Source organism: Maribacter algicola (assembly GCF_003933245.1).
Classification (GTDB): domain Bacteria; phylum Bacteroidota; class Bacteroidia; order Flavobacteriales; family Flavobacteriaceae; genus Maribacter; species Maribacter algicola.
Genome location: NZ_QUSX01000002.1, coordinates 620,584 through 634,843 on the forward strand (window position 1 = coordinate 620,584; position 14,260 = coordinate 634,843).

Annotated in this window: 12 protein-coding genes; 8 read left to right on the forward strand and 4 right to left on the reverse strand. The window is 41.3% G+C overall.

Annotation, left to right across the window (positions count from 1 at the left end; genetic code table 11):
- Positions 1-202 precede the first annotated feature (202 nt).
- Positions 203-1,057, forward strand: coding sequence for a UDP-2,3-diacylglucosamine diphosphatase (locus DZC72_RS11940; RefSeq protein WP_125223153.1), 855 nt, complete (start codon positions 203-205; stop codon positions 1,055-1,057).
- Here DZC72_RS11940 and DZC72_RS11945 read toward each other — a convergent pair whose 3' ends face one another.
- The gene (locus tag DZC72_RS11945) at positions 1,058-3,964 is read right to left on the reverse strand and encodes an FAD-binding and (Fe-S)-binding domain-containing protein (RefSeq protein ID WP_125223154.1); all 2,907 of its coding nucleotides are present in this window, start codon (positions 3,962-3,964) and stop codon (positions 1,058-1,060) included.
- 95 nt (positions 3,965-4,059) lie between these two features.
- Here DZC72_RS11945 and DZC72_RS11950 point away from each other — a divergent pair, with 95 nt between their 5' ends.
- On the forward strand, positions 4,060-4,554 hold the full coding sequence (locus DZC72_RS11950; RefSeq protein WP_125223155.1) for a hypothetical protein: 495 nt from the start codon (positions 4,060-4,062) through the stop codon (positions 4,552-4,554).
- A 105-nt stretch (positions 4,555-4,659) separates the two neighbouring features.
- A complete protein-coding gene (locus tag DZC72_RS11955; RefSeq protein ID WP_125223156.1) occupies positions 4,660-5,793 on the forward strand; it encodes a TlpA disulfide reductase family protein in 1,134 nt (377 codons plus the stop codon).
- Positions 5,794-5,863: 70 nt separating this feature from the next.
- On the opposite strand, the gene DZC72_RS11960 is transcribed toward DZC72_RS11955, so the two are convergent.
- Both DZC72_RS11960 and DZC72_RS11965 read right to left on the reverse strand, forming a co-directional pair.
- On the reverse strand, positions 5,864-7,516 hold the full coding sequence (locus DZC72_RS11960; RefSeq protein WP_125223157.1) for an LVIVD repeat-containing protein: 1,653 nt from the start codon (positions 7,514-7,516) through the stop codon (positions 5,864-5,866).
- Between the two features lie 133 nt (positions 7,517-7,649).
- Positions 7,650-8,303, reverse strand: a complete 654-nt coding sequence (locus tag DZC72_RS11965; protein ID WP_125223158.1) for a rhomboid family intramembrane serine protease — start codon at positions 8,301-8,303, stop codon at positions 7,650-7,652.
- A gap of 37 nt (positions 8,304-8,340) precedes the next feature.
- On the opposite strand from DZC72_RS11965, the gene DZC72_RS11970 reads away from it, so the two are divergent.
- The 3 genes from DZC72_RS11970 to DZC72_RS17975 all read left to right on the forward strand — a co-directional run bounded on the left by DZC72_RS11970 (position 8,341) and on the right by DZC72_RS17975 (position 10,338).
- On the forward strand, positions 8,341-9,258 hold the full coding sequence (locus DZC72_RS11970) for a lysophospholipid acyltransferase family protein (RefSeq protein WP_317127141.1): 918 nt from the start codon (positions 8,341-8,343) through the stop codon (positions 9,256-9,258).
- A 90-nt stretch (positions 9,259-9,348) separates the two neighbouring features.
- Positions 9,349-9,789 carry a sterol desaturase family protein gene (locus DZC72_RS17970; protein WP_243641726.1) on the forward strand — a complete coding sequence of 147 codons (441 nt, stop codon included), beginning with the start codon at positions 9,349-9,351 and terminating at the stop codon, positions 9,787-9,789.
- A gap of 3 nt (positions 9,790-9,792) precedes the next feature.
- Positions 9,793-10,338, forward strand: coding sequence for a sterol desaturase family protein (locus DZC72_RS17975; RefSeq protein WP_243641727.1), 546 nt, complete (start codon positions 9,793-9,795; stop codon positions 10,336-10,338).
- Here DZC72_RS17975 and glmM read toward each other — a convergent pair.
- The gene (glmM, locus tag DZC72_RS11980; RefSeq protein WP_125223159.1) at positions 10,335-11,723 is read right to left on the reverse strand and encodes a phosphoglucosamine mutase; all 1,389 of its coding nucleotides are present in this window, start codon (positions 11,721-11,723) and stop codon (positions 10,335-10,337) included. The genes DZC72_RS17975 and glmM overlap by 4 nt on opposite strands.
- Positions 11,724-11,816: 93 nt before the next feature.
- On the opposite strand from glmM, the gene DZC72_RS11985 reads away from it, so the two are divergent.
- Together DZC72_RS11985 and ggt are read left to right on the forward strand one after the other, a co-directional pair.
- Complete coding sequence (locus DZC72_RS11985; protein ID WP_125223160.1) at positions 11,817-12,422, forward strand: acyl carrier protein phosphodiesterase; 606 nt, start codon at positions 11,817-11,819, stop codon at positions 12,420-12,422.
- Positions 12,423-12,432: 10 nt separating this feature from the next.
- Positions 12,433-14,118, forward strand: coding sequence for a gamma-glutamyltransferase (ggt, locus tag DZC72_RS11990; protein ID WP_125223161.1), 1,686 nt, complete (start codon positions 12,433-12,435; stop codon positions 14,116-14,118).
- Positions 14,119-14,260: the final 142 nt, after the last annotated feature.

Sequence of the window (14,260 nt, forward strand, 5' to 3'; positions counted from 1 at the left end):
AACCTATTTTTTTGGCAGATAATGATAATTTAACGGTATCCTCATCAATTGATGATACAACGGTTAGTCATCCTATATACCATTAGGTTTAATTTTGTGGTAGTTTATGGAAAGAGACTCCCAGAAGTATTTTGTATTGAATTCTAAATATTCTAGACTTGGAAGTGATTGAGTATTGGAATATTGAGCTAAATCTAAATTTGTGAAAAAAAGAAAGTTGGAAATTGCCGTTATTTCGGACGTGCATCTAGGTACGTATGATACCTATGCCGATGAACTTCTGGCCTACTTGTGCAGTATCCAGCCCAAAATTCTTATACTTAACGGTGACATCATCGATATCTGGCAGTTTAAGAAAAGTTACTTTCCCACCTCCCATTTGAACGTTATCAATAGAATTGTTTCCATGGCCTCCAAGGGCACTGAGGTCCATTATATTAAAGGAAACCACGATGTTGCACCCAAAACCCTTGCCAATATATCCTTGGGAAACATAAAATTCTCACGCAAGCTGGTCTTGAACTTGGACGGCAAAAGAACCTGGTTTTTTCATGGTGATGTTTTTGATATTCCATGGATCGATGGCAAAAAGGTAGCAAAGCTTGGGAGTTTTGGTTTCAGTGTGTTGATAAATCTCAACAGACTGAATAACTGGTTCTTAAAAAAACTGCGTAAGGAAAAGTATTCGTTGGTGAAAAAAATCAAGCAGGACGAGAAAAAGTCCGAAAGGTATATTTCAAACTTTGAGAAAACTGTCATCAATGTAGCCATGCACCATCGATTCGACGCTGTCGTTTGTGGTCATATACACACACCCAAAAAAGAGCTAATTGAAAAGCGTAACGCCAGGGTAACCTATCTCAACTCCGGCGATTGGGTGGAAAACCTTACAGCCTTGGAATACTCTTTAAAGCGCTGGAAAATGTACCATTACAAAAACGATAAGCTGTCCCCTTTTTTTATGGACGAAGCTTTAAAGGAGATGAACCTCGATCAGCTTATCGCTTCCATTGAGCTAAAGGAAGAGCAAAAAAAGATTTCACCCCCACAAGCCTGATTATTTTAGGGCCTTCGCCAGTATGCTTACCGGGTGTTGGGCTATTCTTTTTGTACCATCGAATATTTGATGCCTGCAACTGGTACCGTTTGCTGCGATAATGGTGTCCGGTGCCGAATTGTTTATGGCAGGAAACAGTTTCAATCCCCCTACTTTCATACTGGTCTCGTAATGCTCCTCCTCGTAACCAAAGGAACCTGCCATACCACAGCAACCAGAAGGTATTATGGTAACCTTGTAATTTTTTGGCAGATTGAGGATGTCAAAAGTCACTTTTTGGTTGCTCAACGCCTTTTGATGACAATGGTTATGAATTTTGACATCGGCGGAATCCTCTGTAAACATAGATGCATCTAGTCTCCCTTCTTGAATCTCCCTGGCCAAAAATTCCTCTATTAATAAACTATTGTTTGCAACACTTTCTGATACTTCCCGATTTTTGCTGAGACGCTTGTACTCATCCCTAAAAGACAAAATGGCCGACGGTTCCAAACCAAGTACGGGCCATCCTCGCGAAGCAAAATCAAACAACTTTTCGGAATTCTTTTCTGCCAATTTTTTGGCCTGTTTCAAAAAACCCTTGGATAGGAAGGTCCTACCGCTTTCCGCGTAAAAGAGCTCCACTTCATAACCAAGGCCAACCAAAAGATCAATGGCATCCCTACCTACCTCTATATCCAAAAACTTAGTAAATTCATCTATATATAGTACTACTTTCTTATAATTCCTATTCTTTTGTTTATTAGCGCTTTGTAAGTATTTATTGAAATTAAAGCTATACACTTTTGGTAACTGTCTTTCCTGGGCAACCCCTGATACCTTTTTGAGGATTCCGCCTAGAAATTTTGACTTATATACCGCATTGGTCAATCCGGGTACCGCACTGCCCAATTCATTCAAACGGGTATTGTAGGCAAACAGTTTTCCACGTATAGGGTATCCGTTAGATTCTTGATACTGATACAAAAACTCTGCTTTCAAGGTAGCTACATCAACATTGCTAGGGCACTCGCTGGCACAGGCCTTACAGCTAAGGCACAAATCGAATACCTCTTTGAGTTCTTTGCTGTCAAAAGCGTTGGCTTTGTTAGGGTTCGTTAAAAATTCCCGCAGGGCGTTGGCCCTCCCCCTTGTCGTGTCCTTTTCATTTTTAGTTACGTGATAACTGGGACACATGGCACCATTCATGACATGTGTTTTTCTGCAATCCCCGCTACCATTGCATTTTTCGGCAGCTTTTAATATGCCCTCACTATCCGAAAAATCCATCAAAGTCTTGATTTCGGGTTCTACCCTGTCAATCTCATACCGAAAGGATTCATCCATAGGATAGGCGTCCACGATCTTCCCCGGGTTGAAAATGTTATGCGGGTCAAAATAGGATTTAATTCGTTTTAGCAGTTCGTAATTCTTTTCCCCGATCATGAGTGGCAAAAATTCCGCCCGTACAATTCCATCACCATGCTCTCCACTAAAGGAGCCTTTGTATTTCTTTGTGAGTTTGGCGACATCCGTGGTGATTTGCCTAAAAAGGGCCACATCAGGCGATTTTTTAAGATTGAGAATAGGTCTTAAATGTAGTTCCCCTGCCCCCGCATGGGCATAATAAACGGCACTTTGTCCGTACCCTTTCATAATTTGCGTGAATTCACCAATGAAGTCCTTTAAATCTTCTACGGCAACCGCGGTATCCTCGATACAGGCCACTGCTTTCATATCCCCCACAATATTACCCAACAGCCCCAAACCGGCTTTACGGAGTTCTATGGCCTTGTTAATATTTTCACCGAACAATACAGGGCTGGCGTAGCTTAAGCCCGATGATTCAATGGTCGCCATTAGTTTATTGACTTCTGTATCTAAGGCTTTTTCATCATCGGCACTAACCTGCAACATCAATAGGGCGGCGGGGTCTCCTTCTACAAAGAATCTATTGGCCAATTGTGACCTATTGTTTTTGGTACAATCCAAAATGACTTTGTCCATCATTTCACACAGTTGCAAGGAGTGTCCCATGACAGGAACGACATCCATTAAGCAGTCCTCCAAGGTATGATAATGGGTCACGATCATTGCCGATAGTTTGGGGGGTAAATCATCTAGTTGCAAGGTGATTTCCGTGGTGAATGCAAGGGTGCCCTCGCTGCCACAAAGCAGTTCACCCAAATTCAATGTGGGTTTTTCTCCTCCGCATATTTTGGATTTTAAAAGTTCGTCAACCGCGTATCCCGTATTTCTTCTATGGATGGAAGGCTTCGGAAATTCTTTAATAATCTCGTTACTTATATCATTATTTACCAGTTCTTTAGTTATGTTCTTATAAATAAAAGCTTCAAGTGAGTTCAATTGCTCGATTTCTGATATTTCTGAAGTTGTCCTTGCCTTAAATTCCGCCTCACTCCCATCCGAAAGAATCGTTTTTAGGGAAACAATTTTGTCCCTGGTAACCCCATATTGAATGGATGTGGTACCCGATGAATTGTTGCCTACCATCCCGCCTATCATACATCGGTTTGAGGTGGAGGTATTGGGACCAAAGAAAAGACCGAACGGTTTTAAATAAAGGTTCAGCTCGTCCCTAATGACTCCGGGCTGTACGGTGACCTGTTTTTTGTCCTGATCCAATTGTATTATTTCCGTGAAATATCGTGACACATCCACTACAATACCATCTCCTACACATTGACCGGCGAGCGAGGTGCCGGCGGTTCTGGGAATAAGCCCAATTTTATGCTCCGTGGCAAACGTGATTAATTTTTTGATATCGTCCTTAGACCGGGGAAATGCTACGGCCAACGGGATTTTGCGATAAACCGAGGCATCCGTGGCGTACAAGGTTTTGTACAGATCATCTATTTGGAGTTCTCCTTCCAACTCCTTTTGTAAATGGGATAATAATAAATTCAAGGTAGCACAATTTTGACAGCTAAATTAAGTTTTATTGTGTGAGCAACATACACAAGAATGTTGCTTTTTGTTATTAATCAAAAAATCTAGAATACATGAAAGTCTTAAAAATTTTATTCTTTTTCTCATTAGTTGGAACCGTTTCAATGAACGCTCAAGAAATTTCTGAACACGCCCTTGGATTGCGCTTGGGTGATAGTGATGGTTTTGGGGCTGAAATTTCTTATCAGAAATCCATCGGCAGAAGCAACCGTGTGGAGTTTGACCTGGGTTGGAGAGATAGTAGAACCTATGATGCTTTTAAATTGGCCGCACTTTACCAATGGGTAAGACCTATTGAAGGTGGGTTTAATTGGTATTATGGTGTAGGTGGCGGTTTAGGAAGTGTGGACTTTCCCAATATCCCCGGCTTTGATGATGAAGGCGGACTCTTCGTTTTTGCCGCTGGTGATATAGGTGTGGAGTATAAATTTGATATTCCTTTGTTGTTATCATTGGATTTTAGGCCGGAAATTGGCGTAATTGGATACGATGGTTTCTCCGATAATTTTGATTTCGATATTGGGCTTGGTGTACGCTACACCTTTTAAAGGCAAAACCTCGAATAATTTAAAAAGGCCCTTCAAGATATTTTTGAAGGGCCTTTTTTTATCCTATGGGATAATAGTACATTTGTTTTTTACTAAAAATAGAATATGAGAAGTTTATTGTTTTTTTCGCTATGTGCCATGGCACTAAGTAGTTGTAACCAAGCAAAGGATGGCTACACCATCAATGGGTCCTTACGGGGAGATTTGGAAGATGGAACTCAAGTTTTTTTAAAGACCATAGGTGAGGGAAATCAACCTGTAGAAGTGGACACCACTACCATTACGCAGGGTAAATTTGAATTTTCTGGGATAGCGGAGAAACCGGAGCTATATTACATTTTTGTGGATAAGGTCAAAGGCTATACCGCCGTGATTCTTGAAAATGGCGATATTGATTTTGAGGCTTCCATTGATAGCCTTGGCTTTGCAGAAATTGGAGGAACGCCACAAAATGACTCCTTCTCTAATTACATGGAAGAATCCCGAAAAATTTCACTTCGGCAGAAGTCTATTCAAGAGGACTTGCAACGAGCCACAACCTCGGGGGGAAGTCCTGAAAGCATCGCAGCATTAAGAGACGAAATGCAGGAACTCATTGAGGAATACCAAGGGTTTGAAACGAAATTTGTTTCGGAGAATCCCAATGCCTTGATTTCCGCATTGCTTTTGGAGCGGTCCATAAGTACAAAGACCATTGAATCATCCAAAGCACAGGAACTATATGATGCTTTTTCGGCTGAAATCAAGGATTCCAAACCGGGACAACGAATTTTGGATTTGTTGGAACGGCTTAAAGCATCCGAAGAAGCCGATAAGAATACCTCCATTGGTGCAACGGCACCCAATTTCTCAGGTCCAAATCCCAATGGGGAAACCTTGGAGCTCAAAAATTTATTGGGAAAGGCTACCTTGGTGGATTTTTGGGCCGCTTGGTGCCGACCTTGCAGGGCCGAAAACCCAAATATTGTTTCGGTTTATAAAAAATACCATGATAAGGGCTTGAACATCGTTGGAGTTTCTTTGGATAGAACAGCAGATGCTTGGAAAAAAGCCATTGAGGACGACGGATTGGATTGGAACCATATCTCCAATATAGCCTATTTTGACGATGAGATAGCCAAGCTATACAATGTTGACGCCATTCCGGCGGCATTTCTGTTGGATGAAAATGGTGTTATCGTTGCCAAAAATTTACGTGGCCCTGCCTTGGAACAGAAGGTGGCTGAACTACTGAACTAAAGAATTTTTTATACAAATAAGAAAGGCCAAACAATGATGTTTGGCCTTTTTTTATTTTCTGGTTTTGTTTTTAAAACTTGTCCTTGACATCCAAAAACGTGCCAGTTACGGTCGTTTCACCAGTTCTGTTTACGGTACCAAAGATGTTCACTGCGTTGTTTTCGCCAATGAATTCGATAGATGCTCCATCTTCCAAATTCAAATCCCCGTAAATGGTAAGGTTACCCTCTATTCTAAGAGTAGCACCTGATTTTACGGTTACATCACCTCTTCTAGAGTTTCTGGCCACAGCCAGATGTCCGTTCATCTCAAATAGCGCATTTTCGTGTATCACCAGTTGATTTCTTACTGTCCATGAACCACACAGTAAAAGTTCACCATAAACATCAAAATCAAAAAAACGTTTTGAGCCTCTATAGCTTTCGATAGATCCTGGGCCAACATTCAAATTTGAACTGCCCGAGTATCCACTTAAGTTGGAGCATCTAGCCACCAAACTTTCATCAGGTCTATTCAATTTGATGATCTGCAACCCCTCTAAGCCCGAGGCGGCGAAAATATAATCGTCTTTGGAAGTCACAAAGTTGATGGAGCCTTCCAATTGGATGATACCCACCAAACTGGTATCGGCATTTTCCTTGTCTTCGGATAGGCAAAGTCCCGCACCACCATTTGCCATTAATAATACATTTTCATTGGTGGCCACCGCGTTTGTAACGACATCTGCATCGTCCACGGTTTCAGGGTTTAATAAAATAGGAATGTATTCCACAAAGTCACCCGTACTTCCATTATACACTCCCGCTCCTTTCGAACCTTCGGAAACAATAACGTTCTCTCCGTAAAAATCAAGTGTTCTTTTGGTATTTACTCCAAAATCGGAATCTATCGAAATGTCCTTGATAGTGTTCAGGCTCTGGTCCAAAATGGAAACACCGGCACTTGCGTCCAACACGGCAATATTGGATTCGTTTGCTGCTACGGCCCTTAAATCGGCATACGGAGCTTCTACAACCGTACTTAAATCTGATTTGTTATATACCCTAACAAATCCCTCTTGGCCACTAGTAACGATTACTTTATCTGATACTACTTCAACATCCGTAGCATTGTAGCCATCTTGGAATCCATAGGTTATGCCTGCATCCAAATCAAAACGACCATCCGGTGCGTAGATTTTGGCCACAAAGGAATTAGCTGTTGCCGTAACCGAAAGCTCGGAATCTACACCCCCCGCCAAATATACATAGCCATTATCATAAGCAATGGCGTTTAGGTCGGCATTCGTATAGTACAATCTAGATGTAACCCTTGGGTTTCTTGGGTTTTTTACATTGATGATATCCACGGCCCCCACAAAACTGGCATCCACCGTGTTATAGGATACATAGGCATAGTCCCCATCTACTACTACATGGGATGCTGTTAGGTTCTCGCCTCCCTGAAAGGAAGGGACATCTACCTGCGCCACCAAGGTCAAGGGATAGTCGCCTGCAGGCTGTGCTTTTGCGCTGGAGGCGTATTTACCTGTAATGGTAGCTTCGTCCAAGATATCGAGTACGCCGGCTTTGTCATATATAACACTATTCTCTAAAAGTGTTTCGTTGGACTCCAACCTTAAATTGTCCTTATTATTGGGATCTTCATATACGGTTGTTTCATCGCTACAGGAAAAGAACAGTGCAGTTATTGCAGTGATTAAAATGGGGAATCTTCTTAACATCGGTAAAGGATTTGGTTTTTATTCAGTCCCTTAACAACGAACCGACCCCCTTTTCCTTATGATTTCACTGTGTTTTTCGATAAACTGCAAGAAAAAAACTATAAAAAGAAATTTATTGTAGGAATAATATTACTTAATTCAATTTTCCCAATTTAGCCAGCACAAAAAGTAGAATAATGGGTATTGCCAATAATATGACCATAAGCGTATCTGTTCCCAGAAGACTGGGCATGAAAATGAGCGTAATCAAATAACCACCTACCGCACCACCAAAGTGAGCAGTATGCCCAATATTGCCCAAACGGCTTTTCATACCATAGATGGAATACAACAAATACCCAATGCCCAGCACATAGGCCGGAATAGGTATGGGAATGAACATGAGGTAAAGACTATCATTTGGTTGCAGCAGTATAGCCGAGTAGAGAATTCCAGTTACGGCACCACTGGCTCCAACAGCACTGTAGTAAGGTTCGTCCTTATGGAACAACAAGGCTAAAAGACTACCTGCCAAAAGGCTTATAAAGTAAATGATAATGAATTTACCCTGACCAAACCAACCAATGACCACATCGGCAAAAAAATACAAGGTGAACATATTGAAAAATAAATGGGCAATGTCCACATGTAAAAAGCCCGATGTAAGCATTCTTTCCTTTTGACCACTTTTTATGGCGCCAATACTGAATTTATATCGGTCAAAAAAATAAGTATCATTAAAGCCTTTGAGGGAAACCATGATGTTCGCCGCAATAACGGCTATGGTGGCGATGTCCAGGTTGTACATATAAATTCATTATTAATGCTTTCAAATATAGCTATATTTGCCCAGTATAATAGAAGGCATGCAACTACTGGTTTTTATTTTGACATATCCCTTTTTATGGATAATCTCCGTATTGCCGCACCGACTTTTCTATGGTTTTTCCGATGTTGTGTTCTTTCTGGTCTATAAGGTCATAGGTTATAGGCGTAGGGTTGTACAAGATAATCTCAATTTGGTATTTCCTGACAAAGACCCTGAAGAAATTCACAGAATAGAAAAGGAATTCTACAGACATATGTGCGATATGTTCTTGGAAATGATAAAGTACATGAATCTAAGCAAGGAACAGATCAAAAGGAAATACAATGTACTTAACATTGAAGTAATCAATGAAATTGAGAAAAAGCGAAGCATCCTGGTAGTCTGCTCGCACTATGCCAATTGGGAATGGAACGTTAGCATGAACAATTATGTAAAGGCAAAAGGCTACGCCGTCTATCAAAAAATTGGGAATAAGTATTTTGACAGATTCATCAAAAAAGTACGGAGTCGTTGGAACACGACCTTGATTACGCAGCAACAAACGGTTAAAACGGTGGTCAAGGATAAGCGAGATGGCATTATAGGAATTTTTGGTATGGTCAGCGACCAATCCCCTCAGGCCCACAGGGCACAATATTGGTCGGAATTTATGGGGATTAAAGTCCCCATTTTTAACGGAGCTGAAACAATGGCCCGAAAGTTAGGACTTGCAGTTGTTTTTCTGAAGGTCAGTAAAGTGAAACGGGGCTACTACCAGGCGGAATTTATCCCCATTACCGAAAACGGCAAGTATACCGAGGAAAACGAGATTACCGAAGCCTTCCTTAGATTGACGGAAAAACAGATAAACGAAAGGCCGGAACACTATTTATGGACCCACAAAAGATGGAAACACAGAGGCAAAACTCCCGCGTCTTTTGCCAAGGTCTCTTAACTATCCTCACTTCTCCGGATACAACCATCTACATTTCAGTATTTTATATTTTAATATTTATTGATACTTTAGTTGAAATACTAAAATTGCATGGAGGTATTAGATACGCTTTACAATGAAATCATTGGATTTTTAGGCATTTCCCAAGCTTGGGAAATTATTAAAACAGGTGATTATAGTTCCTTTAGAACTTTTGAGGGCATACAAAGCCTTATTTTTCCAATTATACCTTTGTTGGTATTGTTGGAGTTCATTCTGGGGCTGGTTTATAAAAAGCCACAGACCAAGGTCTATAAGGTAAATTTTCTTATTTATGTTTTTAACCGATTCGTCGGTAGGTTTATCGCCATTGCTATGGTTACCCTTTGTATTGGATGGTTTGAACCCTATGCCTTGATCAATACGGGCCCTACTTGGTATTGGTTTATCTATGCCTATATTGTTTGGGAATTCGGACACTTTATCTATCACTTTTTAGGTCATAAAGTCCGATTGTTTTGGTGCCTTCATGCCACGCATCATACCCCTTAGGACATGAATCTTTCCGTAACCTATGCCCATTTTTTTCTGGAAGCGCCCTATGCGGATGTCATTAGAACCACGGTTTGTCTGCTTTTAGGCGTGGAACCTGTCATGTTGTTCCTGATTATGTTCATTGACGGAACCTACGGTGCTTTTATTCATGTGGGCGAAAATATGATTAAGGACGCTAGATTCGGGTTTTTGAACAAAATCATGCTAACGCCCTCCCACCATAGGGTGCATCATGCCCGAAACCCGCTATATATGGACACCAATTTCTGTAATCTATTAAATATCTGGGACCGGGTTTTTGGTACTTACCAAGAAGAACAACCTGATACCAAGCCTGAGTATGGCATTACCCGAAAAGTAAACAGCGGTAGTTTTATAGATGTATATTTTGGAGAAATCATTGCCTTGGCCAAGGACGTTTTTCACGCACCAGGAATAAAGAACAAATTGGCCTATATTTTTATGCCCCCTGGATGGAGCCACACAGGGGAACATAAAACCTCAAAAATTGTCCGTGCGAATTATTTGGCGAATAAGTCGGCCTAAATACCAGCGATTTCCTTGATTTCTAGTATGATGCTATCAGCAAGGGAATCCGCATCATCCTGACTTTTCGCTTCGGTATAAATTCTAATGATGGGTTCCGTATTCGATTTTCTCAGGTGCACCCAATTTTCAGGAAAGTCGATTTTTACACCATCAATAGTGGAAATTTCTTCATTTTTATATTTGTCGGCCATCTCACGTAAGATTCCATCTACATCAAGTCCTGGCGTAAGCTCAATTTTCTTTTTGCTCATAAAATAGCTGGGGTAGCTGGCCCTCAATTCTGCGACTGTTCCACCTTTTTCGGCCATCAACATCAGAAACAAAGCGGTGCCTACCAAAGCATCACGTCCATAATGACTATCTGGGTAAATGATACCACCGTTTCCTTCCCCGCCAATAATGGCATTATTCGCTTTCATTTTTGTCACTACGTTTACTTCGCCCACAGCTGCCGCTTCATATGTGCCTCCATGTTTTTCGGTAATATCCCTTAAAGCTCTGGAGGACGAGAGATTAGAAACCGTATTTCCTTTGGTTTTGCCCAAAACATAATCGGCACAGGCCACTAAGGTATACTCTTCCCCAAACATCTCCCCGTCATTGCTTATAAACGCCAATCGGTCAACATCAGGATCTACAACAATACCAAAATCGGCTTTTTCCTCCACGACCTTTTTACAGATATCGCCTAAATGCTCTTTTAAAGGCTCTGGATTATGGGGAAAATGGCCGGTTGGGTCACAATACAATTTCACCACTTCAACCCCCAATTCATGCAACAGTTTGGGAATGGCAATGCCTCCCGTGGAATTGACACCATCGACCACGACCTTAAATTTTGCTTTCTTAATAACATCTGCATCCACCAAGGATAGATTTAATACTTCGTCAATATGTATGTCTATATAACTATCATTTTTAATGATCTCCCCTAAATCGTCTACTTCGGAAAAATCGAAATCTTCCCGTTCGGCAATTTCCAAAATTTTGGCACCTTGGGCAGCATCCAAAAATTCGCCCCGCTCGTTCAGTAATTTAAGGGCGTTCCATTGTTTTGGATTGTGGCTTGCGGTAAGGATAATACCGCCATCTGCATTTTCCAAAGGCACGGCTATTTCAACCGTAGGGGTTGTGGAAAGATCTAGGTCAATGACATCGATGCCAAGTCCCACAAGGGTTGAAACGACCAAATTCTGTATCATTTCCCCAGATAGCCGGGCATCCCTGCCTATAACTACCTTCAATTTTTCCTTTTTGGAGTAGTCCTTTAGCCATATGCCATAGGATGCCGCAAATTTTACCGCATCAATGGGTGTTAGGTTATCTCCTGGTTTTCCTCCTATGGTGCCTCGTATTCCTGAAATCGATTTGATTAGTGTCATATTTGAAGTAAGTTTTTGCAAATATAAAGGGTTAGGGTTATTTGAAAGTTCTTCAATTCGTAAATTCGACTTTTATAGAAAAATATCGGCCCATTGAACTTTTTAGCACATATTTACCTTTCATTTAACGATAAAGATATTACCATTGGCAATTTTATTGCGGATAGTATACGGGGCAATAAATACAAACACCTACCCCCTCGAATTCAACAAGGTATTTTGTTGCACAGGGCAATAGATACTTTTACGGATGCCCACAATATACCCAAAATTAGCAGCAAACGGCTCCACAAGAATTATAGCCATTACAGCCGGGTAATCGTGGATATATTTTACGACCATTTTTTGGCAAAGAATTGGTCCGTATATTCTGATGTGCCCCTTGAATTGTTCGTTGACAATTTTTATGATTCCTTGGAAGAATACTATCATTTCCTACCGGATAGCACAAAGCATATGATGCCGTATATGATTGCCGACAATTGGTTGCTCAATTACTCCAACATGGAAGGAATAGCCAAAGTACTGACAGGCATGAACCGAAGGACCCAAAATAAATCCAAGATGAATTTTGCCATTCTGGACCTGGAACAAAACTATGATGATTTTGAAGAAGAGTTTACCCAATTTTTTGAGGAATTGGTTATCTTTTCCAAACAGAAATACATCTCCTTAAAACTTGTAAAAAACCAGCTTTAAACCAGAACACATGAAAAAATATTTCTTACTTCTATTCGCTTTTATTGTATTCGTTCACTGTAAAAAGGCTTCAGTAGTACCTACAGGATTGGTCACTGAAAAAGCCATGGTGGTTTCCGCGCGGGAAGAGGCCTCTAAAATTGGGGTGGAAATTATGAAGAAGGGAGGTAATGCCTTTGATGCTATGGTAGCCACAGAAATGGCCTTGGTTGTGGCCTATCCTTTTGCCGGTAATCTGGGCGGTGGCGGATTTATGGTTTATAGAAAGGCCAACGGCGATGTTGGTGGCTTGGATTATAGGGAAAAAGCTCCCCTTGCGGGCCATAAGGATATGTATTTGGATTCTTTGGGCAATGTCATCCCCAATATGAGCACGGTGGGTGCCACAGCTGTTGGGGTGCCTGGTACCGTGGCCGGGATTATTGAGGTGCATAAAAAATTTGGGTCATTACCGTTAGAAGAAATATTCGAACCCGTTATCGCATTGGCGGAAAAAGGGGTATCGGTAACGGTAAATCAGGAAAAAAGATTGGCAAGCCAGCGTGACAAGTTTATTGAAGTAAATGGTGACAGTACAAAGTTTGCCCAAGTATTCAAGGAAGGCGATATCATACAATACCCGGCCTTGGCCAATACCATGCGCCGAATTGCAAAAAACGGGAGGGACGGCTTTTACAAAGGGGAAACCGCCCAAAAACTGGCGGCCTTTATCCAAGAAAAAGGAGGTTTTATTACTGAGGAAGACTTGGAAAAATATGAGGCGGTATGGAGACAACCCATTGTATTCAAATATAAGGACCTTCGGATAGTTTCCATGAGCCCACCTAGCAGCGGAGGGGTTACCATCAATCAAATCTTTAAAATGATAGAGCCTTATGAGCTGTCGGATTTTGGACATAACTCGGCAAAGACCATTCAGTTGTTTACCGAAGCTTCAAGAAGGGCCTATGCGGACCGGAATTATTATTTGGGTGATCCGGATTTTGTGGACATTCCGTTGGATGTATTGTTGAGCGATTCCTATTTAAAGGAGCGTATGCAGAATTTCTCCTTTGACAAGGCCACCAAATCCTCCGAAGTTGAAAGAGGCAATGTTGAAATCGTAGAAAGTATGGAAACAACGCACTATTCCATCGTAGATGCAGAAGGTAATGCCGTCTCCGTAACCACAACCTTAAATGGAGCTTACGGCTCCAAGCTGTATTCGGACGAATTGGGCTTTTTTCTAAATAACGAAATGGACGACTTTAGTGCGAAACCAGGAGTTCCCAATATGTTTGGACTCATCGGTGCCGAAGCAAATAGCATAGCCCCTGAAAAACGCATGTTGAGCAGTATGACCCCTACGATTGTGGAAAAGGACGGAAAACTTTGGATGGTAGTCGGTACACCAGGCGGTTCCACAATTATTACGGCCGTGGCCCAAACGATCCTAAACGCCTATGAGTTTGATATGAGCATGCAGGACGCAGTAAATGCCCCACGTTTTCACCATCAATGGTTGCCAGATATGGTCATTTTTGAGCCGGACGGTTTTCCCGATACCTTAAAGGAAGAAATGAAAGCAAAAGGGTATATTATCAATGAAGACCGTACGCCGATTATAGGCAAGGTTGATGCCATTAAGGTATTGCCCGATGGCAAATTGGAAGGTGGTGCCGATAAACGTGGAGATGACGCTGCAGTAGGGTTTTAAACTCAAGTTCAAGCACAAGTTCAAGTTCAAATTTCAATCTCAAGATGTATTAAGTAACAAGTGCAAAGTGAAAAGTTAGAATGTAGAACTGATAATTTTAGATGTTATAATTGATTAGAACCTGAAACCTGAAACTTTTAAA